Source organism: Mycoplasmopsis agassizii (assembly GCF_002272945.1).
Classification (GTDB): Bacteria; Bacillota_I; Bacilli_A; order Mycoplasmatales; family Metamycoplasmataceae; genus Mycoplasmopsis_B; species Mycoplasmopsis_B agassizii.
Genome location: NZ_NQMN01000001.1, coordinates 106,599 through 132,141, shown reverse-complemented (window position 1 = coordinate 132,141; position 25,543 = coordinate 106,599). Strand labels below are relative to the sequence as shown.

The following is a 25,543-nucleotide window of genomic DNA, read 5'->3' as shown; positions in this document are numbered from 1 at the left end:
TTTTTAGGTGAGTAATACTCTGTGTTAAAATCAACTGCTAGTTGAAGTAAAGTTTCACGTTTAACACCTAATGATTTTTCAAATGCTTTTTGTTCTTCAGTTTTTGCAGGTTCTTTAGTATAAGGAGTTGTGTCAACAGAACAAGAAACTGCAACAGCAATTATTCCTATACTTAAAGGAACAGATGTGAATAATAAATACTTTTTATTAATCTCTTCAACCTTTCTTTACAAAAGGTATTCTGTGATCTCAATTAAATTCATCTCTTGGAGATGAATGTGAAGTATATGTTAATAACATAATTTTTATACCTTCTTTATTTCTCAAATATGTCGATTATAAATTTTTATAGCTCTTAATATTGCTATAAAAACCTTTACATGTATCATTTACAAGATGTTTAATAATCGACACCTAAAATAGTACTATTAATGCAAAAAATACTTGACTTTTTTTAATTTTTTTCATATTTGATATTTAACATATGAAAAAAACCTTTTTTACATATCTTTATGAATAATTAAATATTTTACCACAAAGTAGATAATATATTTATTTAGGTGGTATATGTCAAATTCTAGATTTTGTTAGTGTTTTAACATTCATTTTATAAACAACATAATTTTCCACTATTGATTTATAAATTGACACTAATTTTTTATTTGCATTGTTTTTTTACTAAGTTTTTATTTACTATAAAATTATTAGTAGAGAAACAAAAATGAACAAACATACTAGAGATATAAATTATTTTGGAAAACCAAGAAGTAATAGAGATCCTTATTCTCATATATCCGATTTATTTAATGTGGATTTACAATTAACAAAATACAGAAATTTTTCTTCCTTTAAGTCTGATTTAAATACAAAGAAGTATCTTTCTAAGGAAAGAAATTTTAATAAATTTATTTCTCTTTTAAAAGCAGATAAAAGTTTTTTATGAACAAGATATACCTTGTCATTTATTTTGCTTATTGTAGTAATTTTAACTTGGGTTATCGTTTCAACTATGAACTGGTTGAATGGTCTAGTCACTGAATTTCCAACCTTATCTGTAATTTCAGTAAGAATTTTTTATCCAATAGCAACTTTTGTCATTTTTTACGCTTTTAGTTCATCACCAATACCTTTTACAATTTTAAGACCTAATTATTTAAGACAATATTTTAACATGTCAGGTAAATATAAATTGTTTGATAGAAATTCAAAAATCTATAATCAAATGATTAGTGCCAAAAATTACACTGAATTTTTAGACATAGAAATTGATGACTTAACTTTCAGAAAAATTGAAATATTATTAACTATTTTTAGAGGTCTTCATTTTTCATATTTTTCTTGAATTAACTATCTTTTTAGAACCACTTTAATTTATTTAAAAAACAGTGCTTATACAAGATCTAAAGAAGGAGTTATTACACTTTATTTGCAAAGTTCTAACTATGATATTGAAAAATTTTTAAATAAATATTTGTCAATTGTAACAACTATTTTGAGTATTATATTATGTCTTCTAGCAGTTGTTTTAATGGTTTTACATGTTAAAACAATAATTTAAAATTTCTCTAATTAATAATATTAAAACTGAACGAAAAAGCCCTATTTCTCGGTAAAAGAAATTGGGCTTGATTTTATTTAAAATTATTTTTTTGAAACTTTTTTCAACTTATAAATTAATGAATTTAATAAAACTGAAATGGAACTTAAAGCCATTAATAAGGAACCAACAATTGGATTAACAAAACCAAAAATTGCTAGTGGTAAAAAAACTAAATTGTAAAAAAATGCTCATGAAAAATTGATCTTTACAAATAATCTAATTTGACTAATTATCTTAATAGATAATGCAACATTTTCAATATTAGGATTTACTAAAATTACATCAGCAATACTTTTTGCAGCGTCACTTCCTTCGTTCATAGCAATTTTAAAATTAGCAGTTTCAAGCGCTAATAAATCATTTATACCATCGCCTGTAAAAGCAACATTTTGATATTCACTTTGTAATTTAAAAATTATTTCTGCTTTATTATTAGGAGTAACATTTGCAAACACTCCATCAAAATTAAGCCGCTTATTTAATAGGTCTGCATTTTTTTGATTATCACCTGTAATCAAAAAAATCTTAATATTTTTTTTCTTCAAAGAAACTAAAGCTACTTCAACATCTTTTCTTAATTCATCTTCGAAAAAGTAAATTGAAATTACTTTTTTATTGATAGCAAAAACAATTTCTGAACCACTATTATTTGCTTTTATTTGCTCATATTTTTCAAGCATCTTTTGATCAAAATGATAGTTTAAATTAATAGCAGTTTTTCAAGATATAGCATCATAATTATTATTTTGATAAGTAGCAAATAAACCTTGATTTGCGACTTCTTTTATCTCATCAAAATTAATTAAATTTTGATTTTTATTTTGCTCTTTTTGACTTAAATAATTAACAACTGATTTAGCTAAAGGATGGAGTGAATTTACTTCTAAAGATAATAAAAACAATTCATCTTTTCCTTCATTGATGACTTCCTTAACTAGGTGTTTTCCAGTTGTTAAAGTTCCTGTTTTATCAAACGCAATTGCTTTGATAAGTCTCATTTTCTCGAATGATTCGATATTATTAATACTAATTCCATGGCGTGCAGCTTTAGAAGCACCAACTGCTAAAGCAAGAGGAATTGCCAGTCCTAAAGCACAAGGACAAGCAAGTACTAAAACTGAAATTAGCATCATAATTGACATTGAAATACGCATGCTTTCAGCATTAATATTATTAGGATTTCAAACTAATAAATAATTAACATTAAGCCCTTGATTATTATAAAGATTATATAAATCATCTCCTAAAAAGTAGATGATTAAAAAGGCAGCAATTGCAATTACAAAAACTAGTGGTGTAAATCATTTTGCGATCTTATCAGCCATCTTTTGAATTGGTAATTTTTCAGACTGAATAGTTTCTACTTTTTCAATAATTTTATTTAAATAAGAATCATCAGCACTTTTAGTTACTTTAATTTCAATTAAATTATTTAAATTAATTGAACCAGCAATTACAACATCATTAACTGCTTTTAAAACAGGTAAAGATTCACCTGTTAAAACAGCTTGTTCAAATAAAGATTCACCTTTAATAATGATTCCATCAAGTGGTACTTGTGCACCTTTAGGAACAACAATTGTTTCACCAACTTTAATTTCATCTAAATCAACTAAAGTTAGTTGATTATTAATAATTTTATAAGCCTGAGTAGCACGCAAAGATTCTAAAGCAGTTAAATCAGAAATAGATTTTTTTCTAATTACATTAGAAATCAAATCACCACTTAATAAGATCATAATGATCACAGCACCTGCTTCAAAAGCAACTTCCATAGTCATAATTTGAATATTATGTTCAGCATAAACAAATTTTAAAATCATTAAAATAAATGAATAAAATCAGGCAATCAAAGTGCTACTTGCTATAAGAGTATTCATTCCGAGATTTTTTCATTTAAAAATCTCATTATAAGAATTTACATAATAACTTCTACCTAGTCAAAACTGAATTCAAAATGAAGTAATTGCCATATAAACTAATAAGGCAGGATGTTCAACTTTCATCATTAAAGTCATATCATTAGTATCGTTATATTGCACTTTAGCAATGATCATTAAAATAAATAAGGCTAATAAAGAAAGAGCAATTACTCAAGCGAAAATAAATTCATATTTTTTGTTAATCACTTTGTAATATGCTCTAATAATTTTTTTAATCTTTTTCTTGAAAACAATTTTTTTACTAATTGCTTTTTGCATTTTATAACTCGTTATATTCTAGACCAGCTTGATCTAGCATATCTAAAATTTCTGCTTTAGAAATTTTAGTTTCGTCAAAATTAATTTTGACGCTTTTATTGGCAATGATTGAAGTGACTTTTAGAACTTTTTGATTCTCTAAGTCTTTAAAAAGTTGATCGATTGTTGCCACACAAGAACTGCAGTGTAGTTCTTCAATTGTTAGTTTTAATAGTTGCATATATTTCCTTTACTTTTTTTATATTAACAGATTAAAAAATAAAACTTTGTTTTTTAATTAATAATTAATGCAAAAAGTAGCTTTTTGCTTTTAGCATACTGAATTTATAAAAATAGATTAAATCTACTATATAATTGTTTTTGTAAGTTATATAAATAATATTGCAAGTTAAACCTCCACATTAGTGTTAAAATTATCGCACCAGTATTGCCCCGTTGCCGTGATAGAAGTTGCTAAATAATATAGGATCAGAGATAAGAACTATTTCAGTTGTGCTAACTGCTGTATTCTCAAGTTTGGAACGGGCTGACATGTTCGCATGCGTTCAGAAAAAAAGAGATTTTGGGCTCTTTTTAATTTACTAGAATTGCTAAATAACAAAAAAATGCGAGACTAAAATCTCGCATTTAATTTATTACTCATCAGCAGAACCAGAAGTTATTTGACTTTTGAAATAGTCACTGCGGTCTTGATCTTCTTTAGTTTTTGAAGAATCTTTGCGATCAAAAATAATTGAAAGAATTGTGTAAAGTAAGACTGTGGCAACCCCTGCAATAATAAAACTATCGGCAAAGTTAAATGTACCACGAGCTTCATAACCTGGTACAAACACCATGTCCCTTACAGCACCTCAAACAAAGCGATCAACTGCATTTCCTAAAATTCCAGCAGTTAAAACTCCTAAAAATAATAATCTAAAATAATGTCATCATTTTAGTGCTGGATAAAAATAAACTACCGTTGTAAAGATAATGATAGCGATCAAACTCAGTGCCTGAATAGCATCGACATTGATCTCAGCAGAACCTGCAATTGTAACACTATAATTAAAGACTGACCTAATCCCTATTCATGAATAGTTTATGGCTTGCGCTTCACCAGCTTCTCAACTACCTCGATAACGACCATTTGCTGAATTTGAACCAAATTCAAATAGTAATCCTTTTGTTACTAAGTCAATCATTAAAAAGATTGCGAAGAATAAAAAGACAACTGCGTATGAAATAAGAATTTGTTTTCAGTGTTCTTTAACATGATTTTTATTTCATTGCAGAAAACGTTTTCAAATGGCTTTACCACCACCTGAAAAGTTTGCTGCTCATTTTTTAAAATTAAACATTAAACTATTTTAATACATCTGCACAACGCTTGCATAAATTTTCATTATTTTTATTTAAATGATGATTTCAGCAGCGAGGACATTTATAAGACTCTTTTACTTCTAATTTAAATGAATCAGCGAAGGTAACTTGAGCAACTAAAAACAATTGATCTAAGTTGAGTTCTTGAATTCATTTTGAAGGTGTTTCAATTGTGATAAAGGCTTCGTTTGAACGTTTGATTTTTTTATCTTCAATTGCCAGTTCGATTTCTTTAAAGACTTTATCTTTTAAAGCAAAAAATTCTGCTCATTGTTCTTCATAGTTAGTTGTAATTTCAACTTCTTTGAAAAAATCTTCGAGATGAATGCTTTCTTTTTTATTTTCTTTTTTAAAGAAGCTATAAGCTTCTTCAGCAGTTGTAGGTAATATCGGAGCAATTGCAATTAAAACTGTGTCTAAGATATTAAATAAGTTGTATTGAATTTCTCTCCTAGTTTTTGAATTAGCTTTATCAGCGTACAAAATATCTTTTGCATAACTTAAATAATATGAAGATAAATCAACTAAGAAGTTATTAACTTGTTTTGAAATATTGACAAAAGAAAATTCTTCATAAGCGTGAATTACTTTATTTTTAAGCCCTTTTAAACGTTCATCAATTAATAAGTTAATCCCTGTTAGTTCAATTTTAGGATCATGTTCATAATCTTCTAAATTAGCTAGCATGAAGCGAATTGTGTTTCTGATTTTACGATATGATTCTGAAACTTGTTTTAGTAAGTTCATTGAAATACTTACATCTGAAGAGTATTCAACCGATGAAACTCATAGTCTTAAAATATCTGCTCCTAAAGTTGAAGTTACTTCTTCAGGAGTAATGACATTACCTTTTGATTTTGACATTTTCTGATTTTTACCATCAAGTACAAAACCGTGAGATAGTAAAAACTTGTAAGGCGCTGCTTTTCTTCAAATATATGAATTAATTATTGATGAATTAAATCAACCTCTGAATTGGTCAGTACCTTCTAGATATAAATCAAAAGGTTCTTGTCCTTCATGTTCAACTTTACCATCAACATCTACACCAATACTTGTTGAACCTGAATCAAATCAAACATCCATGATTGATTTTTCTCGTTTGTAACCTAAATTACGATATTTTTCAGGTAGTAATTCATCAGTTGTTTTTTCATATCAAATATCTGAACCGTGTTTTTCAACTAAGTCAATGACATAGTCAAAAATTTCTTCATTGTTAACTACGTTATCGTTTTGATCATAAAAAATAATAATTGGTACACCTCAAGAACGTTGTCTCGAAATTGTTCAAGGTCCACGTTTTGCAATCATTTCACTAAGTCTTTTAACAACTCAATAAGGATAACCTTTTACAAATTCTAAAACACCTAAAATACCTTGTTTGATTTTTTCAATATCAACAAATCATTGTGGTGTTCCACGATAAATAATTGGTTTATGTGTTCTTCAATCATGTGGGTATTGATGTTTAATAATTTCAAAATAAAGTAGTTGGTTTTTGTCTTTCAGTTTTTGCGAAATTACTTTATTTGCATCTTCATAAAATAGACCTTTAAATTCGTTTGCATATTCATTAAAAGTACCATCATCAGCAACGTGCATGATCTCAACTAATTTATTTTCTTTACCAATGATGAAGTCATCTTCTCCAAAAAATGGAGCCATGTGAACTAGTCCAGTTCCTGTTGTAGTTTCAACATGATGACCTGCAACAACCTTAGTTTTAATCTCTTCATTTAAAGGATGTTTATAAGTTAAACCTTTTAATTTAGTACCCTTAAATGGAGCAGAAATTTCGACATTTTCTCACTTAAAAATTTTTAAAATTTCGTCAACTAAAACAGATGCCACAACATAGTTTTTATTATCATAAGTTAACTTTACATAATCAACTTCACTATTAAAAGCAACACCTGCATTAGCAACTAAAGTTCAAGGAGTAGTTGTTCAAATTACTAAATAGTCTCCCTTATTTAATAATTCATTTTCACTATCTAGTTCAAAAGCAACATAAATAGAAGGTGATCTTTTTTCAGCATATTCAACTTCAGCATCTGCTAAAGCAGATAAAGATGAAGGTGATCAATAAACCGGTTTTAATCCTTTGTAAACTAGATTTTTTAAATACATCTTTTTAAAAAGTCTAAGTTGTTGTGCTTCAAATTTAGGATCTAAAGTTTTATAAACTTCTTCAAAATCACTAAGCAGTTGTAATTTTTGAAATTGCTCTTTTTGATTTAGTAATTGTCCTTCAGCATAAGCTGCTGCTTTTTTTCTTAAACTTACAACATCAATTTCAGTATGTTTAATATTCATTTCAGTTAGCATTTTATGTTCAATTGGTAAACCATGCATATCTCATCCAGGAATATAAGGAGAATAAAAACCTGACATGTTTTTATAACGGACAATAAAATCTTTTAAAATTTTATTTAAAGCATGACCTATATGTAAATCTCCATTTGCATAAGGAGGACCATCATGTAAGATGTAAGGTTTTTTAGATTTATTTTTTTCTAAGACCTTTTTATATAATTTAGTTTCTAACCATTTAGCCCTAAAATCGGCTTCTTTAGCACTTAAATTAGCACGCATTGAAAATTGCGTGTCAGGAATATTAAGCGTTTCTTTATAATCTTTTGACATATTTAATTATTTTCTTCTTTCTCTTTTTCTCTAATAATTGCTTTTAAAAATTCCATAAATAAGGAATGTCCTTTTAAAGGACGATTGGTAAATTCAGGATGATATTGAGTTCCTAAATAGAAAGGATGATTTTTTACTTCAGCAATTTCTGCTAAATTTGTTTCAGGATTTATACCACTAAAAACAAATTCATCATCTTGTAAGATTTCTTTAAATTCTTCAGTAATTTCGTAACGATGGCGATGTCTTTCAGTAATTAAATCTTTTTCATAAGCCTTATGAGCAAGTGATCCTTCAAGTAATTTAACATCGTAATTACCTAATCTTAAAGTACCACCTAGATTTTTTTCTTTGTCTTTACCTTCTAAAATATTTAAAACAAAAACTTCATCAGCACCACGAGTTGCAAATTCGGCACTAGTTGCATTCTTATAACCTTTTAATCTAGCTTGTGCAACTGACATTGCTTGCATCCCTAAACAAATTCCTAAAGTAGGCATTTTAATTTCTCTAGTATAAAGTGCAGTTGTCACTTTTCCTTCAAAACCGCGTCTACCAAAACCTGGTAAAATTACGACTCCATCATAAAAAGCTTTTAGTAATCGCTTGTTATCATCATTGATACGACTAGAGTCTTTTCATGTTAATTTTAGTTCCACATCAGTATGATATGAAGCAATTTTTAAGGCTTCAATAATTGATTTATAAGCATCATGAAATTCAACATATTTACCGATCATAACTAAATGAATTTGATGAGTTTTTTTAGCTTTAATTAAATCAATTAAATTTTCTCATTCACTAAAATCTGCTTTAATAGGTTCAATTTTAAAGTACTTTAAAATTACATCTGCAACACGAGTTCTTTCAAAATATTGGGGTGCAAAATAAATGTTTTCTAAATCAGGAATTGCAATAATTTCGTCTAGATGTAAATTAGTTTTGCTTGCAATTTTTAGCATGATATCGTGTGGCACTAATCTTTCATTTCTTAGTAAAACTAGGTTGGGACTTAAATTACGTGAACGTAAATTTAATAGTGAAACTTGGGTAGGTTTAGATTTAAATTCATTTGAAGAAGATAGGTATGGAATGTAAGTTACCATTGCTAGAAAAACATCTTCATAATGATTAAATTTCATTTTTGAAATTGCTTCAATAAAAGGATCGCTTTCAATATCACCGATTGTTCCACCTACTTCAATAATCATAAAATCAGGTTGATATTTATCGGCTGTTTCGTGAATGATTTTTGTAATTTCATCAGTTAAGTGGGGAATCACCTGCACGGTTTTACCTTTGTAATCACCGTTACGTTCTTTTTCAAATAAGCGCTTATAAATACGACCACTTGTTCAGTTACTATCTTTAGTTAGTTCAACATCTATGAAGCGTTCATAGTGACCTAAATCAAGGTCAGTTTCACCTCCATCTTTAGTAACGTAAACTTCACCATGTTCATAAGGTGACATTACTCCTGGATCGATATTTAAATAAGGGTCTAGTTTTAAAACAAAAATTGAAAAACCTCTAGCCTTTAAAATATTACCAATACTTGCAGCAGAAATTCCCTTACCTAGCCCAGAAATTACTCCACCTGTAACAAAAATATAACGTGTTTTTTTATCCATTGCTCCTCATTTTCTAATTGATCAAATTTAAAATATAAATTAATATTATATATTTAAATTTAAAAATATTGTTAGCAGTTATTAAAGAATTATTGACTTTTTTTCTAACTAATTTATTTACGAAAAAAGCCCTTTTTAGGGCATATTCATTCAAAAATAGATATTATTTATTTTTTAATTCTATCATTAAAATATTTTCATTGATTGCATTTGCTTTGCATTGTCAATGTCTTTTAAATTCTTTTGCAGAACCAGTTAATAATGGTTTCATAATTAAATGATTATTTAAATAAGTAAAATTCGCAAAAGAACTTTCAACTAAAACTGTTTGCTCATCATCTTTTAAAAACTCAGCTTTAGAAACATCTGAAGAAAAATCATAATTAATTCTTGCAAAATTTTCTTTTGTAAAAAACGCTTGATCTAGTTTTATTTCTTTAATATTTTCTTCAATTTCAATAATTGGATGAACAACTAAAAATTGCGTAAAACTACAATTCATATTAATTGATAATCTTAATTTATTCTTAATAACTTCAAATTTTAATTTAGCAATAATTAAATTATTAGTTTCTTCTTTTTTAAATTTAAAATCGACTTCACAAATATTTTTACTTCATCTAATTTGATAATCATTGATTTTTAAAATTTCACTCATGAAAAAATAATCTTGCATATATTCTAAAGTGTAATGTGCAGCAACTTTAGGATCTAAAGTAGCAAGCAGTTTTATATTAGAAAAAACTTTTTCATTATTAAAAAAGATACTTTCAATTTCACCATCTTGAAAATTGATTTTTCAATTTTCAAGACTAATTTCTTTATTTAAATCAGTTTGATTTTTTTCATAGTTTTTATTATTAATAAGTTTTTTAAATATTTCGAACAATTTTCTCACCTATCTTTTATTTTATTAACCAATCATATTTTAAATTAATATATAATTTTTAAAATATTTAATTTAATCAAAGAGGTAATTTATGACTGAACAATTAATCGTAGTTGACATTGGTGGTACAAAAACTAGAGTTGCAACAATTAAAAACAATGTTGTGGAGCAACATTGAATTTTTGCAACCGAAAAAAATGATGCTATTAAAACCTTAGATGAAGTGATTAAAATAGCAAATCTTTTAGATGCAAAATATGCTGCAGTTTGTATGCCAGGACCAAGTGATTTTGAAAAAGGTATTTCGCTTGATACACCTAATTTAAGAGGTACATGGTTAAACTTTAATGTCAAAGAACATTTATTAAAAAATACAAAACTGATTGACATCTTTTTTGAAAATGATGCAAATGTAATGGCTTTTGGAAATCATAAAGCATATGATTTAAATGAAAAAGATGTTACTCAATTTTTTACTATTTCAACTGGTTTAGGTGCTGGTTTAATTATTAATAATAAAATCTTTTTAGGGGCAAATCGTTATGCTCAAGAAGTTGCTAAAGCACCAACTGCTTTTGATAAAACCAATACTGATTTAGGTCCTGGTTCTTTAGAATATTATGTTTCAGGATCATGAATTGAAAAACAAGCTCAAAAACAAGGTTTAAATTTATCTACAAAAGAAATTTTTGAATCATATAAAAGCAATTCAGAAAGTAAAAAGTTAATTGATAAAGGAATTGAAACTTTAGCTTCTACTTTTGCAATTGCTATGGCTTTTATTAATCCTAATTATTTTATTGTTGGTGGATCAGTTGCTCATTATAATTGATGATATGTTGAAGCAGCTTTTGAAATGGCAAAATCAATGACAACAATTCAACAATATGAAAATGTAAAATTATTAATTGATAAATTTGCTGATGATTCGGCCCTTATTGGTTTAAATTATTGATTAAAAGATAAACTAGAAAAAAAATATTAAATTCAATTTTGAATTTTGAATTTAATATTTTATAAGTATTTACACCTTATTTATAAGGTGTTTTTTTTATTATTTTAGGTTTATCATTTATTCGCTATAAGGATTATAAAACACTACATTTAAATTAGTTTCAGCTAATCTAAAATCGCTAAATTCAGATTTTTTGATTGGAATAAATAAGGTTGCATCATAAGAATCATGAGGTTCAATAGGAATGTTATCTCAAATAGTTTTTCCTTTAGTAAAAATTCTTGGATTTGTTCGCACGAAGGGTAAATCAATACGACCTATTTTATAAAGAGTTATATTGAAATCATTATTTTCAATTATTGCATTGTAATCACTTGTGTATTCAGTGCCGCTTTCAAAATTAGTAATTCAGTCAATGATCGAAATTAAACTTAAAATATTTTCTTTAAAAAATTCATCATTAAATTCACTCATAACTTTATCAGAAACTTCATCTTTTAAAGAATTTGGATTTAAAATATTTTTTAATTCTCGGCTTGATTTTACTAAAATTGCAGCAAATTGATCATTAATAACTGGTCTATTTTTTCTATTTTGAGTAGAATCCAGTGAATATTTTCATTCTGATTTTCCTTCATCAGAATGCCCATGATTTGAAAAGTTAAGATATGAACCTGCGTTATATTTTCTTTCATAATTTCAAACTGCACGTGTAGTTGTTGTAGTTGTTTTTTTAACCTTATATTCAACATTATTTTCTAAATTAAATTCATCATTATTAATTTCATAAAGAACAGGATAATATTTAATTTTTCAATCATTGATGGAGTCTTTTTGATAATTGTGTTCATAAACAATTTCAATTGTGTTATTATTAACAAAAATATTTTTTAAATTATCGATGACATTTTTCTTTAGTGTTGTTGGTGAATTATCATTTATTATTTTTGCCCCAATATAACCACCAAAATCAACAATTAAAGTATTTTTACTAAACCATGTTTTGCTGTATTTGATTTCAATTCTCTTAATTAAATTATTAATTAAATTTCTCCAGTAGTCTAAATTAGAATCTGGTTTTGATGACTTGTTATTTAAAAATTTGTCTTTTCATTCTTTTAAAAAGTTAGACAATTTTTTCGAGCTATTTATTGATATCGGTTTAATTAAAATAGACTTAATATCATTTGAGTTTTTAATAGTATCAAAAGAATATTTATCAAGAGCAGTATATTTAATTGTTTTTTTGTTTATCATTATTTCATTTTGACCTAACTCGTCAGTAATGTTAGAACTACAGGCAACCGCTATTAATGAAGGAGTTACTATTAATCCTAATGATAAAATAATTAAGACTTTTTTTCTTGTTTTAATTAATAACATAAGTTACAGCACCCTTCACTTTTTCCTTATTTTTTTCTTTATTATCAGATTGAAGTCTATACACTCTAATTCTATAATACCCGTCTGATGGGACATTATATCTTACAAACTCTACATTACTTGTTGAAGAAGTGGATGAAGCAACCGTTTTTCAAACATTTGTTTCTTCAGTTGAATCATAAACATATTTTTCTAAAACAAGATCAATATCAATTGGTGTGTATCATCCAGATGAATATTTTTCTTTCAGTTTTTCGATAGATTCTCAGTCTGTTTCCGATGGAACATAAACTGATCTTGACATATCATTCATATTACTCTCAAAATTATGGTCATCAATATATTTATTACGTTCTTCTAAATAAGCTTTTTTAAGATTCTTAATAAGTTCAGCTTCATTTTTAAGATCCACAAATTTTTTAATTTGTCATGGCAAAAGAAATGGAAATGCTATTGATAATCCACTAATTATTGTCAAATCTGAATAAGTTTTTTTGCTATCAGGGTAATTAGGTTCTTTTGGTAAATGAGCTTTTTGCTCAAGAAAACCTGCGTTATATAATCAAGCAGTTGAGATATTTATTTGATTACCTTTTTTTAATTCAAATCACGGCAGAATCATACTTGAGCCGCTAGATAACTCCATAAATTTTAAATTATCTGCAGCTTTTTGCATTTTTTCGTAATTAATTAAGCCTGCGCCAACCTCAACATTTAAACCGTTATCTTTATTATTTACATACCCTTTAATTTCATTTGCACCTGCAGTTGTTATTGCTAAAAAAGCTTCAGGCTTTCTTGATAATTTTGGGTTATTTCTTATAAGGGTTGTAATCATACCTGAAACTAGTGGTGCAGAAAAACTTGTTCCAGAACCAGATCTTATTATTTGATTTGGATTTTTGTCGCTTTCAATAGATGAAAAGGGGTAATCTTCACCAGGCGCTACTACAAGTGGTTTTGTCAGAATTTTGTAATCAGCAGACTTAAATTCAGAATACTCACTTCTCTTTGTACCTTTTATGTCTGTTGAGCCAACAACGATTGAATTTTGAGATAATGAATATGAATTTATTGATTTAGCATAAGCATCATTAGCTGAGTTGCCCGAAGAAAAAACATTAATAACCCCATATTTTCTAGCAATATAATCTAAGTAATATGACAAAAAATTATATCCATACTCATCTATTTCATTCTCTGATATTTTTTTTAATTCAGTATCACTTCGGCTGTTATTGATAACCTCGACACCACTTTTCACCATTCAATCCATTTTAGACAAAAACCTTGTAAAAGCCGCATCTTTATATATACCTCTACTTCTTGTATAACTGTATTTTTCAAATGTTGTATAGACATCTTTAATATATTTATCAACACCGTTATTTCCAATGAAAACTGATGCAACATGGTCAGCATGATCAAATTTTCCACGAGACCTTAATAAAACAGTGTATGCATACGTATCACGATTTTCTTTATAATAATGAAAATTTTTATTTGAAAAATTAGGGTTGTCATCAGTAACAGTTGCTTCTGCTTCAAATATTCCTACCTTTAACTTTTTACCAGCTTCTTTTGAAGTAGTATCTCCAGAATTTCTTTCTTTTTCTATTTGTTTTAAAAGACCTACTGTTTGAAATATTTCATTATTTATTTCACTCACTGTTTTATTTGTAGATTCATATATATTTTCGAAACTCATTGGTTTACTTTCAAATTCAATTGGACTGTCAAAAGAAACAATTTTTTCAGTCTCTGAATTCATAGTAAGTTTTATCAAATTTTTTTCAAGGTTAGTTCTTGATTTAAATATAAAAGTTATAAATGGACTTATAGAACTGCTTGAATAAAATGGAGAATCATCCAGTTCATTTAAAAGTTTGTCTGCAAAAAGTTCATTTTGCTGATTATATTTCTTTTCAATTTCTTCAAAATTAAAACCATTATCATCCTTATTTACGATGACATTATCTTTTATTCTAACCAATACTTCTATTGGTTTATCAACGTTTGAATTTTCACTATCTTTATAATCCCCAACCCTTTCAATTTTTTGAAGTATTTCAGAATTATAATTTGGATTCTCTTTTTGAGATATTGGTGCAACTGTCTGAAATGGTATAGATGTAGTTGCAACATAATTAATAAGATTTAAAAGAGTTTTACTCATTTTTTTCAACTTTCAGGACAATTTAAATTTTTATAATTAATCTACACTTTTTTACCTAAAAATAACACATTTAGATTTTATTTTTAAATAAATATTACTCTTTTTTGTCCTAAAATTGCAACCTGCAAATTAATCTGCTTTAATTATATTCTTTTATTTTTTTTATTGGTTTAAACAACAAATAAATAAACTTTTTTGCAATTAAAAAATCACGCTATTTTTATAGCGTGATCTAATTTAAATTTTTAAATTATATTAAGCGAAATGTTTTCTGCTTTTGTACCAATTACTAATTCAACTTGTTCATCAATTCTGCGAAAAGCATGTTTAAGTTCTTTTTCAAAATTAGTAATATTTTTGAATTTAATTGTGACAAAGACATTGCAATTTCATAAGACTTTAGAAACCACTACATCAACTGTTTTAATTTCATAATTATCAAGTGGTAATGCAGATAATTTAATCGCTTGCTTAATAGCGTTAGGATTAATTTTAATCAGTGAGTTATTATTATTTTTATACTCTAAATATTGATTCATATCTTAGGCTTTACCAACGTATTTACCTGTGTCACTAGAAATGGTGATCTTATCACCATTTTTAATAAACATTGGTGCATCTAGTTCATAACCTGTTTCCACTTTAATACGTTTTTGTGGATTAGTTGTGGTGTTACCTTTATTAGCATCAGGTGCATCAATTACTAATAAGTCAACCTTAACAGGAATTTCAATATCAAGTAATTCATCTTGATACATTCTTAATTTAATAGTGTCACCTTCTTTGATGAAGTTTAGTTCATACTCAGCACGAGCATAAGGAATTTCACGTGCTTCAAAGGTTTCAACATCCATTAAATAAATGTAAGTACCATCATTATATGAATAAGTGTGTGGTCTTAATTCAATAAAAGCAGCGTTAACACGGTCACCACCTGTATAAGTTTTAACAGTTGTTGAACCACTTCTTAAGTTTTTAACTTTAGCTTTAACTGATGCTTGACCACGTCCTTGTTTTGAATGCTGGGCTTCAATTACTACAAAAATTTCGCCACCATCTTCAAAAGTAACACCTGGTTTAAATTTATTTACATCGACTACTTCAGCCATTATTTCTCCTGTGATAAGATTTTGTAACCTTTTTCAGTTACTAAAATATCGTTTTCAATTCTTACGCCACCAAGATCTTCAATATAAATTCCTGGTTCAACTGTAATAATATTACCTACTTCTAAAACTGCTTTAGAACTTGATGCAACATTAGGTAATTCATGCACATCAATTCCTAGTCCATGTCCTGTTGAGTGCGCAAAATATTTACCATAACCTTTTGATTCAATATAGTCACGGCAGATTTTATCAATTTCTGCAGTTGTTACACCTTTTTTAACAGCTTCAATTCCTAAACGAGCACTTTCAGCAACAATGTCATAGATTTCTAATAATTTTTTATTAGGTTTTTTATCAACTGTGTAAAAGAAAGTTCTAGTAATATCAGCTGCAAAACCTTTATATTGTGCTCCAAAATCAAACTTAACAATGTCACCATCTTTTAGTTTTTTATTAGTAGGATGATGATGTGGTTCTGCTGAATTAGGTCCAAAAGCCACGATTGGATCGAAACTTTCTTTATCAGCACCTAATAAGCGCATTTCATATAAAAATAAAGCAGCAATTTCTTTTTCACTAACTCCAACTTTTAAAGCAGCTTTTGCTTTTTCAAAAGCTTTAAAAGAAATATCAATTGCTTTTTCCACTAATTTAATTTCCTCTTTAGTTTTAACAGCACGTAGTTGTTGTCCTTCAATAAAAATTGAAGCAACATTTACACCTTCAGAATGATTTAATAAATGTCTTAATCAATCGTATTCTGAAATTTTTAAATAATCTTTTTCTAGTAAAACTTTTTTATAGTTTTTCTTAATGAAAAACTCTTTTAAAGATTTAGCATTTCATAGTTTAACGCTAACGTTTTTAGCGTTTTTTTGAGCATATTCAATGTAACGTGAATCTACAAATAAATAAGCTTTAGTTTTTTCAACAATCAATAATCCTGCAGTTGTATCAACTTCAGCAAATCAAAGTCTTGATTTGTCACTAAGTGAGATGTAAGCATCAGCACTTGTTCTTACTAATTCTTGATCTAATTTTCTTCTGTCCATATATTTCCTTTCAGAAGTGTCTATATTTAATAATCTTACTATAAACAGACACGTTTTTATATGATTATAAAACAAAAGGTAATTAAAAAACGCCAATTGGCGTTTTTTAACGATTTATTTTCGTTCTCGGTGCTTTGTACTCTTATTACATTTTGGACAATACTTGTTTAATTCAACTTTTTCGATTGTCTTTTTCTTATTCTTTTTCGAAATGTAATTATGCATTTTACATTCTGTACATTCTAAAGTAAAACCGTCACGTGGCATAAATCCTCCTTCAATCTTTCAGTGGTTATTATATTAACACAATTAATAATATAAATTTAAAAATATTTTGCTTTTCATAATTGTGAAAATTTATTTCAATCTAGTGAATAAATTCTCATTTTTTCTAAAAATATGTTTTTTAAATTTATCTCGTTTTGAAATTTTTTCAAATTCAAAACTTTTTAAATTTCAGTTTTTAGCTAAGGTAGCAATTTTTTCAGGTAAGAGAATTTGATACATTGCAGCCATTGCATAAATTCCATTAAAAATTAATAAAAGAATTTGTTCAAGCAATTCATTATCTGCTTTTAATTTTCAAAGTTCATATTTATCGATGATTAAATTTAACTCATTACCTAGTTTTAAAACTTCTTCATAAGCTAAATCAAAATTAAATTCATCGGCATGTTTTGAAAATTTAGTTTCAAGCGAATCAATTAATTCATAATATTTTTCTAGTTCATCAACCTTCTTATAAGCCAATGTACGTGTGAAATTATTTTCACTCATTTTTTCAGATCTACTGATTAAATTACCAAAAACGTTAACAAGTTCAGTATTTACCGCATTTGCTAATAACTCTTCACTAAAGATTGAATCCTTACGAATTGAGATTTTGGTAACTATAAAAAACTTAACTAATTCAGCTGAAAATTTATCAATTAAAACTACTGGGTCAACTACATTATTTTTAGATTTTGACATCTTTCCAGTAGGTGTAATAATTCATCCGTGTGTCACTATTTTAGTAGGTATTTTAACTCCTAAAGACTTTAAAAAGATTGGTCAATAAATGCAGTGAAAGCGAGTAATTTCTTTACCAACTACGTTGATTCTTTCGGTTGCATTTTCTCAATATTTTTTAAATAGTGAATCATCTTTTGAATAAAAACCTAGACTAGTTAAATAACTAAATAAAGCATCTAATCAAACGTAAATAATATGTTGTGAATCTTCCACAATTGGAATTCCTCAATCAATTTTAATACGTGTAACCGATAAGTCTTCTAATCCTTCGCTTAAGAAATTAGCCTTCATTTCCTTAATAATAGCTTCACTAGTTATATGATCTAAATTTAAAAATTCATCAATTAAAAAATCTTTTAATTTATCTAATTTAAAAAAGTAAGATTCATCAGAAATTTCTACTAATTCATGATCACTAATTGGGTGATAGAACTTACCATCTTTTTCAATTGCATTTGTTTTAGTAACAAATTCTTCATCACTAATTGAATAAAGACCTTTGTAAAAACCTTTGTAAATATAACCCTTATTAAACATATCTGTAAAGATTCTTTTAACTGCTTTAAAGTGGCGAAAGTCACTTGTTCTGACAAAAAAATCTGTATCAATTTTTGCTAGTTCTCAAAGCTTTTTAAAATTGTCTGCTTGTAGATCAACAAATTTTTGGGGAAGCATTTTATTAGCAATCGCAGTATTAAAAATCTTTTGACCATGTTCATCAGCTCCTGTTAGCATGACTGCATCAAAGCCTTTTAAACGCTTATAATTTCTAATTGCTCAAACTAAGGAAGTTGTAAATAAATGACCAATATGTAAACTACCATTTGGGTAATAAATTGGTGTTGTAATTAGAACTGTTTTTTTACTCATGTTCCACCTTTTTTGGAATATATAATTCCTTAATATTTTCTAAATAAGAATGATCATTTATATCTTCTGGATGAAGATATAAATTTTCTAAATAGTGTTGACCATAGCCACTATTATAGCGACTTTCAAGCATCACAAATTTTGCTTTCTCATGAATTCTTGGATAAATAAATTGAATTCTTTTTGGCTCAAATTTATATTTTCTTAGTAGTGTAACTAAGTCAACAAAACGTTCAACAGGAATGACAAAATTTAAATATCCTTTTTGCTCAATTATTTTTGAACTTCCTAAAATGATTTGTTCTAAATTTAATTTAACTTCATGAGTAGCAATCAATTTTGATTCAGATGAGTTAGGAATAATTGACGATTCCATCGGATAATAGGGGGGATTGACAAAAATCATTTGATATTTTTGTCTTACATTTTTTGCATGCTCTTTATAAAATAAATTAAAATCTTGATTAATTAAATTAATCTGATTTTTCATTTTATTAAATTCTAAATTTTTTTCTGCAATTAAAATTGCTCTTTTTTGAATCTCAACTGCATCTATTTTTAGCGCTTCATTTCTTGCCGCTAAAAAGATTGCAAGAGCTGCATTATTAGTTCCTATTTCTAAAGCATATTTTATTTTTTGATTTAAAAAAATAAAGTTTGCAAATAAAATTGTGTCTACTGAATAGTTAAACATTTGCTTGTCTTGATAGACTTTTAGTTTGCCATCAAAACCTAAATTATTTAAGACTAATTCATCTTCATTAATTATTTTATTATTAATGATTCCTCATTCATTTCAGATGATTTTTCAATACCTAAATAATCTAAAATAGTTGGCGCAATATTAGCTAATTTTCCAGGTTTTAATTTTAAAGATTTATCGCTTGTAATTAACATTACAGGACTATCTGTATGTTTAGTTGAAGGGTTACCATTTTTATCTTCAGTAATTTCTGCGTTACCATGATCTGCTGTAATAAAAACAGTAATATTATTTTCTAAAGCAAAATCTCACAGTCTTTTAATTTGACTATCTAAGAAAGTTACTGCCTCAATTGTTGCCTTTAAATCACCTGTATGTCCAACCATATCTGGGTTAGCATAATTTAAAATTGTTAGATCAAAATCTTTAGCATTTTTAATTACTTCATCAGTAATTCCTTTTGCTGACATATGTGGTACATCTGCAAAAAATTCAGCTTTAATTGAATCAACCATGATGCGTTTTGAGTTTTTATATGAGATGTCAATTCCACCATCCATGAAATAAGTTACGTGTGCATATTTTTGTGTTTCTGCTACACGTAATTGCTTTTTATTTGCTTGCTCCATTACATAACCAATTGGCTGTGTAATTTTCATTTCATCGAAAGCAATAATTGTATCCATGTTTTCATATTTCATCATGCTAACAAATTTTTCAATTTTAACTGGTGCACTATTTTTATAATCATAAATTTTACTTGGTCTAAAAAAGTGAGTTAATTGGCGAGCACGATCAGGTCTAAAATTGAAGAAAATAATGCTATCATGATCTTTAATCATGTTGGCACTTTTATCAAATGCAGGCTCAAAAAATTCATCAGTAATTTGCTTTTGATATTGGCTTTCAACATAGTCTAAAGCACTAGTAAAAGTGTTATTAGATTTACCTAATAAATTGTCGTATGCTTTTTGATTTCTCTCAAAAATCTGGTCACGATCCATTGCGTAAAAACGACCTGCAACTGAAGCAATTTTATAGCCATATTGATCACAAATTGCTTGTAATTTCACAATTGATTCCTTGATTGAAGCAGGTGCCACATCTCGCCCATCACCAAAAACATGGACTGAAACTTTTTTCAGTCCGTGTTCATATGCAGCCTTTAAAACACCAAATAAATGTGCTTCTAATGAATGCACACCACCAGGACTTAGTAGTCCCATTAAGTGTAAAGTTGCATCTTCTTCTTTAACAGAATTAAATGCTTCTAAAAAAGCTTCATTTTTTAAGAACAAATTATCTTGCAATGATTTATTAATTAAAGATAAACCTGTATAAACAATTTGTCCTGCTCCGATATTAAGATGACCTACTTCTGAATTACCCATTTGACCACTAGGTAATCCGACTGCTTCACCACTAGCATCGATTAAGACATTAGGATAGTCTTTAAAAAGATGATCAAAAGTAGGTGTGTTTGCTAGTTTAAAACCATTACCTTGAGATTCTGCTCTGATTCCTAAACCGTCAATTACTACTAATATAACTTTTTTGTTCATGATTACTTATTAAGTGTTAATAACTTAATGAAATCTCCTGCTACTAATGATGCTCCACCAACTAATGCGCCATCGATATCTTCTTGTGACATTAATTCAGCAACATTTTTTGGATTAACTGATCCACCGTATTGCACGATAACATCTTTGCTAGTAATGCGTTTAATAAAACTTGCCATATTTTGTGCTTCTTCAGCAGTAGCAGTTTTACCTGTTCCAATTGCTCAAACTGGTTCATAAGCAATAATAATTTTGCTTAAATCTAGATCTCTAAGTGATTGTTTAATTTGTTTTTCAACAACTTCTTTTGAAATCCCTGCTTGATATTCATCTAAGGTTTCACCAACACAAATAATTGGAGTTAACCCACTAGCAATTGCTAATTTAGCTTTTAAATTAACTTCTTCACTAGTTTCATGGTGATATTGTCTTCTTTCTGAATGACCTAAAACAACCATGTCAACATCATAACTTTTTAAGATGTTGGCTGATATTTCTCCAGTGTAAGCACCTTTTTCGTGTGCAGATGAATCTTGTGCAACAACTTTAAAATGCATGCTTCTTAATGAAGGCATGTGCAATTTTGAAAGTGAAACTGCAGGTGCTGCAATTCCAAAAGTTGTGTTTTCGCTAATATTGTGTTTATGGCTTTTGTAAAGTTCAATGAATTCAGCTGCAAAACTTTCAACTTCGCTTGCAGTTTTATTCATTTTTCAATTACCAATAATGTATAGTTTTTTCATAAATAACCTCTTTAAATAAAATATTAAAATATATTCTTATTATAGTGCTATTTACAAAGAAAATTACTCGAAACTTAAAGAGATTTTTAAAACTTGCTTATCTAAAATAACTTCAAAAAAATGAATATTTGCTCCAAAAAAAGTTTTTAGATTTTTATAACTATAAGGCTCTGGATCATAGTTTAATAAATCATTTAAAAGTTTTAAAAAGATATTTTGATTTAAATCAAAATATTTTTGCCCTCAATATTCATTAGTCATTTGTTTTGGAATATTAAAATTAAATCTGATTTGATAAGGGCTAAGATAAACTTTATTTGCTGCTCTTGGAGTTCAATTTGTAATTGAAAAAAGATGAATTAATAATCAAGTTAATTCTTTTAAAATTGCTTCGACTTCTGAATCATTTTTAATTTTTTCAAAATTCTTATTTACTAATTTAGTAGTTAAAAAAATATAAATGTTTTCATAAAGTTTTAAAAATGTTAAAAGTAGAGAACCACCAAAAGTTTCTTTTGTAGTATTTCTGCCAATACGGTTTGAAGTTGATAAACGAAAATTTACATCATTATAAGGTGATATAAGACTGGCTAATCTATTTTGATCTTCTATAGATAAATTTTCAAAATATGATTCAGATATTTTTAAATTAGGATTTAGATATTTCTGCAAAAAAGGTCTTTCATCAAAAAACCTTTTTATTTCTTCATCTATGTAATCTAGTTCATAATATTTTTTAATTTCATTTGTTGAAATATTTTGAACCTGATTTTTTCTTATTTTTTTGAAATCGTTCATGATTAATAATTTTGCTTTACACGATTTTGATTAACCAAATTCTTTTTAAAATATTCGGTTTCAATTTCTTGATCACTTATTCCAAGTAAGCTTGCTAAACCTAAATAAAGTTCATATGTTAATTTAATTATTTCTTTATCAGGTTTTTCAATCATGATTAAAATATTTTTATAAACTTCTAGAAATTGCTTATTAATATCTTTTGAAAAAATAATTGGATTAAATTCTTCTCCTGCTTCAAAATTAAAAACATAAGTATTTAAAAAATGAATTCCATCTGAATATTCTTCAAGAATTTTTTTACGATCTATGTTTTGATTTTTCTTTCAATATTTAAATGTTTGAACTTCGTTTGCAAGTTCTCCTAATTCAACTAAAAGGGCAAATCCAATTTTTTCTCTAACATCATGAAAGCTCGCAATTCCTGCGTTTTTCAGGATCATTTTGTCAAGTTTATCTTGTTCAGTAAGTAATTTTTTTACATTCATTTTAATTAGTTCTTTCTCATTTTTCAAATGTATATGTTTCAACTTTTATATTTGATAATTTTAATTTATTTAAAATTATTTCTTTTAAATTAAATATAAAGACTTCTTCAATTCTGTGCGAGACTTCAATTACATTTAATTTATTTTGATTATAAAAAATTCATTCATTTCATTTTATATCACTAGTAATTACTAAATCATCTTTTGATGCTAATTCAGATATTTCTGAGTAATCACCTGAGCCTGCAAAAATTATTAATTTTTTAAAAATAAAATTCTGATCTTTTAAATTTGAATTTAAAATTTCGAAGTTTTTAAGATGCAATTTATTTTCAATTTCAGTTATATCTTGGTTTAAATAAATTGAAGCAGAATATTTTGATTCAACTTTTATTTTAAAATTATTATCATCAAAAATTTGTTTTGCAATTTGAAAACTCGTTCCCTCTTTATCAACATCATAATTTGTATGAAGCGAATATAAAACTATTTTATTTTTAATTGCTTTCTTATAAATTTCCTCTTTATATGGATAAGATAAAAAATCTCTTTTTCGATATTTATTAAAAATAAAAGGATGGTGAGAAATAATTAAATTTAAATTATTTCTAATTGCATAATCAATTACTTCATTTGTAATATCAAGACATAACAAAATGCCTGATAAGGAATTATCAAGCATTTTTTTGTTTCTAAAAGCGAGCCCTGAAAAGTCTCATGGCTCTTGATTTTCTAAAGGATATTTAATTTCAATTTTTGAAATCAATTCTTCTATTTTCAAAATTAGTCCTTCAAATACTCTCTTAAAATTTTACGTTTTTTAGTTGATCTTAAACGACGCAAAATTTTATTTTCCATTTGTCTTACTTTTTCACGAGAAGTATTTAATTGTACAGATAATTCATTAAATGAATGAACACGATATGGTTTTCCAAATTCATCATTTCCAATTCCATAACGTTTTTGAATTACAACCTGTTCTTCTTCTGTAAGTTGTTCCTTAATTAAATCTAATAAGTGATTTTTTAAATCTTCATTATTTGCGTGATCAAATGGAGAAATAACTGAATCATCTTGAATGAAATCACTAAAAAATGAATCATCTTCTTTTCCAACTGTTTTATCTAATGAAATAGGGTCGATATTAATTTTTCTAATGTATCTGACTTTTTCAGCATTAAAGTCATTACCGTATGCTACAGCAATTTCTTCATCAGTTGGCATTTCACCTTTTTCTTGTTGCAATTCACGCTCAATTTTAATAATCTTATTGATTGTCTCAACCATGTGAACTGGAACACGGATGGTTCTAGCTTGGTCGGCAACTGCTCTAGTTATTGATTGGCGAATTCATCAAGTTGCGTATGTTGAAAATTTGAATCCACGAGATTCATCAAATTTTTCAACAGCTTTAATAATTCCTGAATTACCTTCAGAAATTAAATCGATAAATGGTAAACCACGATTTTTATATTTCTTAGCATTGTTAATTACTAAACGAAGATTTCTTTTGATCAAGGTATCACGTGCTCTTTTACCACGTAAGGTACCTTTATATTTTTTCATATTGATTGCTAATTGCTTTTCTTCTTCAGCACTTAAAAGGGTACCGTATTTACCAATTCAGCGCATGTATCATTTAACAATGTCATTGGTTTCAGTTAGCTTAGATTTAATTTTTTTCTTCTGAATTCTTTGAATTCTTTCTTCTTTAATATTTTCTTGGCTGATTGAAGAAAGATCGCCTTCACTATCTTCAAACAATGATTCTTCAAGATCTGCTAATTCATCTTCTTCAGAATCTTCATTTTCAGTTTGGTGTAATTTAGTTAAGTGAAAAGGATCATCTAATGATTCTTCAGAAATAATTTCATCTTCTTCGTGAAGATCATCAAAATCATCATCGTTTTCAACTTCTTCCTCAAGTTTTTTTATTTTCTTAATGTCAATATCATCTAAATCATCTAAATCTGGCTCAGGAATTTCATCAGTATCTGCTAATAAACTTTTACCATCTGCTGAAAAAAGTTCCTTCTCAATGTCATTTTGGTCAACATCATCTAGATCAGTAAAATCTGCTAAATCATCAATGATTTTAGCATCAATTAATTGTGTAAAAATATTATCAACGACATCATCATCCAAATCTAGTTTGTTTTTTGATAAGTATTCCATAACATCGTCTTGTGAAAGATAATCAGTCTTTTTAGAACTCTTTATTTTTTTCAGTTCCTTAATGATTTGGCTATCTGTTTCAAATTGATTTTTATCTTTTTTAGTAGGCATTCGACTCCTTAAGTTTAATTATAAATAATTAAATTGTTAAAAATTATATAATATAATCATTTATTTTTTATC

At 27.1% G+C, this 25,543-nt stretch carries 22 protein-coding genes; 2 read left to right on the top strand and 20 right to left on the bottom strand.

Annotation, left to right across the window (positions count from 1 at the left end; all coding sequences use genetic code 4):
* Positions 1 to 721: 721 nt before the first annotated feature.
* Positions 722 to 1,558, top strand: a complete 837-nt coding sequence (locus CJF60_RS00510; RefSeq protein WP_084232105.1) for a hypothetical protein — start codon at positions 722 to 724, stop codon at positions 1,556 to 1,558.
* 83 nt (positions 1,559 to 1,641) lie between these two features.
* Here CJF60_RS00510 and CJF60_RS00505 read toward each other — a convergent pair whose 3' ends face one another.
* The 6 genes from CJF60_RS00505 to CJF60_RS00480 all read right to left on the bottom strand — a co-directional run bounded on the left by CJF60_RS00505 (position 1,642) and on the right by CJF60_RS00480 (position 10,332).
* Complete coding sequence (locus CJF60_RS00505) at positions 1,642 to 3,801, bottom strand: heavy metal translocating P-type ATPase (RefSeq protein ID WP_084232104.1); 2,160 nt, start codon at positions 3,799 to 3,801, stop codon at positions 1,642 to 1,644.
* Between the two features lies 1 nt (position 3,802).
* Positions 3,803 to 4,021 carry a heavy-metal-associated domain-containing protein gene (locus tag CJF60_RS00500; protein ID WP_084232103.1) on the bottom strand — a complete coding sequence of 73 codons (219 nt, stop codon included), beginning with the start codon at positions 4,019 to 4,021 and terminating at the stop codon, positions 3,803 to 3,805.
* Positions 4,022 to 4,436: 415 nt separating this feature from the next.
* Positions 4,437 to 5,141 (bottom strand): signal peptidase II, encoded by a 705-nt coding sequence (locus CJF60_RS00495; protein WP_084232102.1) that lies wholly within the window; start codon positions 5,139 to 5,141, stop codon positions 4,437 to 4,439.
* A gap of 4 nt (positions 5,142 to 5,145) precedes the next feature.
* Positions 5,146 to 7,812: an isoleucine--tRNA ligase gene (gene ileS, locus CJF60_RS00490; protein WP_084232101.1), complete on the bottom strand. Its 2,667-nt coding sequence runs from the start codon at positions 7,810 to 7,812 to the stop codon at positions 5,146 to 5,148.
* 2 nt (positions 7,813 to 7,814) lie between these two features.
* Complete coding sequence (locus tag CJF60_RS00485; protein ID WP_084232100.1) at positions 7,815 to 9,443, bottom strand: CTP synthase; 1,629 nt, start codon at positions 9,441 to 9,443, stop codon at positions 7,815 to 7,817.
* 163 nt (positions 9,444 to 9,606) lie between these two features.
* A complete protein-coding gene (locus CJF60_RS00480; RefSeq protein WP_084232099.1) occupies positions 9,607 to 10,332 on the bottom strand; it encodes a hypothetical protein in 726 nt (241 codons plus the stop codon).
* Positions 10,333 to 10,423: 91 nt separating this feature from the next.
* On the opposite strand from CJF60_RS00480, the gene CJF60_RS00475 reads away from it, so the two are divergent.
* Positions 10,424 to 11,317 carry an ROK family protein gene (locus tag CJF60_RS00475; RefSeq protein ID WP_084232098.1) on the top strand — a complete coding sequence of 298 codons (894 nt, stop codon included), beginning with the start codon at positions 10,424 to 10,426 and terminating at the stop codon, positions 11,315 to 11,317.
* Between the two features lie 87 nt (positions 11,318 to 11,404).
* Here CJF60_RS00475 and CJF60_RS00470 read toward each other — a convergent pair whose 3' ends face one another.
* The 14 genes from CJF60_RS00470 to CJF60_RS00405 form a co-directional block, all read right to left on the bottom strand.
* A complete protein-coding gene (locus tag CJF60_RS00470) occupies positions 11,405 to 12,670 on the bottom strand; it encodes a hypothetical protein (protein WP_084232097.1) in 1,266 nt (421 codons plus the stop codon).
* The gene (locus tag CJF60_RS00465; protein ID WP_084232096.1) at positions 12,657 to 14,846 is read right to left on the bottom strand and encodes a S8 family serine peptidase; all 2,190 of its coding nucleotides are present in this window, start codon (positions 14,844 to 14,846) and stop codon (positions 12,657 to 12,659) included. The genes CJF60_RS00470 and CJF60_RS00465 overlap by 14 nt, the downstream gene beginning before the upstream one ends.
* Before the next feature lie 245 nt (positions 14,847 to 15,091).
* Positions 15,092 to 15,385 (bottom strand): MMB_0454 family protein, encoded by a 294-nt coding sequence (locus tag CJF60_RS00460; protein WP_084232095.1) that lies wholly within the window; start codon positions 15,383 to 15,385, stop codon positions 15,092 to 15,094.
* 3 nt (positions 15,386 to 15,388) lie between these two features.
* A complete protein-coding gene (locus tag CJF60_RS00455) occupies positions 15,389 to 15,955 on the bottom strand; it encodes an elongation factor P (protein WP_084232094.1) in 567 nt (188 codons plus the stop codon).
* On the bottom strand, positions 15,955 to 17,007 hold the full coding sequence (locus CJF60_RS00450; protein WP_084232093.1) for an aminopeptidase P family protein: 1,053 nt from the start codon (positions 17,005 to 17,007) through the stop codon (positions 15,955 to 15,957). The genes CJF60_RS00455 and CJF60_RS00450 overlap by 1 nt, the downstream gene beginning before the upstream one ends.
* Positions 17,008 to 17,121: 114 nt before the next feature.
* Entirely contained in the window at positions 17,122 to 17,274 is a 153-nt protein-coding gene (gene rpmG, locus CJF60_RS00445; protein WP_084232092.1) for a 50S ribosomal protein L33, read from the bottom strand.
* A 90-nt stretch (positions 17,275 to 17,364) separates the two neighbouring features.
* Positions 17,365 to 18,891 carry a methionine--tRNA ligase gene (gene metG, locus CJF60_RS00440; protein ID WP_084232091.1) on the bottom strand — a complete coding sequence of 509 codons (1,527 nt, stop codon included), beginning with the start codon at positions 18,889 to 18,891 and terminating at the stop codon, positions 17,365 to 17,367.
* Entirely contained in the window at positions 18,884 to 19,585 is a 702-nt protein-coding gene (locus CJF60_RS00435; protein ID WP_084232090.1) for a tRNA1(Val) (adenine(37)-N6)-methyltransferase, read from the bottom strand. The genes metG and CJF60_RS00435 overlap by 8 nt, the downstream gene beginning before the upstream one ends.
* 71 nt (positions 19,586 to 19,656) lie before the next feature.
* Complete coding sequence (gene gpmI / locus CJF60_RS00430) at positions 19,657 to 21,156, bottom strand: 2,3-bisphosphoglycerate-independent phosphoglycerate mutase (RefSeq protein WP_084232089.1); 1,500 nt, start codon at positions 21,154 to 21,156, stop codon at positions 19,657 to 19,659.
* Between the two features lie 2 nt (positions 21,157 to 21,158).
* Complete coding sequence (gene tpiA, locus CJF60_RS00425) at positions 21,159 to 21,899, bottom strand: triose-phosphate isomerase (RefSeq protein WP_084232088.1); 741 nt, start codon at positions 21,897 to 21,899, stop codon at positions 21,159 to 21,161.
* Positions 21,900 to 21,962: 63 nt separating this feature from the next.
* On the bottom strand, positions 21,963 to 22,697 hold the full coding sequence (locus tag CJF60_RS00420; RefSeq protein WP_084232087.1) for a hypothetical protein: 735 nt from the start codon (positions 22,695 to 22,697) through the stop codon (positions 21,963 to 21,965).
* Positions 22,698 to 22,699: 2 nt separating this feature from the next.
* Positions 22,700 to 23,185: a dUTP diphosphatase gene (locus tag CJF60_RS00415; protein WP_143823386.1), complete on the bottom strand. Its 486-nt coding sequence runs from the start codon at positions 23,183 to 23,185 to the stop codon at positions 22,700 to 22,702.
* A gap of 1 nt (position 23,186) precedes the next feature.
* Positions 23,187 to 23,966: a Nif3-like dinuclear metal center hexameric protein gene (locus tag CJF60_RS00410; protein ID WP_084232085.1), complete on the bottom strand. Its 780-nt coding sequence runs from the start codon at positions 23,964 to 23,966 to the stop codon at positions 23,187 to 23,189.
* Positions 23,967 to 23,968: 2 nt separating this feature from the next.
* Positions 23,969 to 25,471: an RNA polymerase sigma factor gene (locus CJF60_RS00405; protein WP_084232084.1), complete on the bottom strand. Its 1,503-nt coding sequence runs from the start codon at positions 25,469 to 25,471 to the stop codon at positions 23,969 to 23,971.
* Between the last annotated feature and the right edge of the window lie 72 nt (positions 25,472 to 25,543).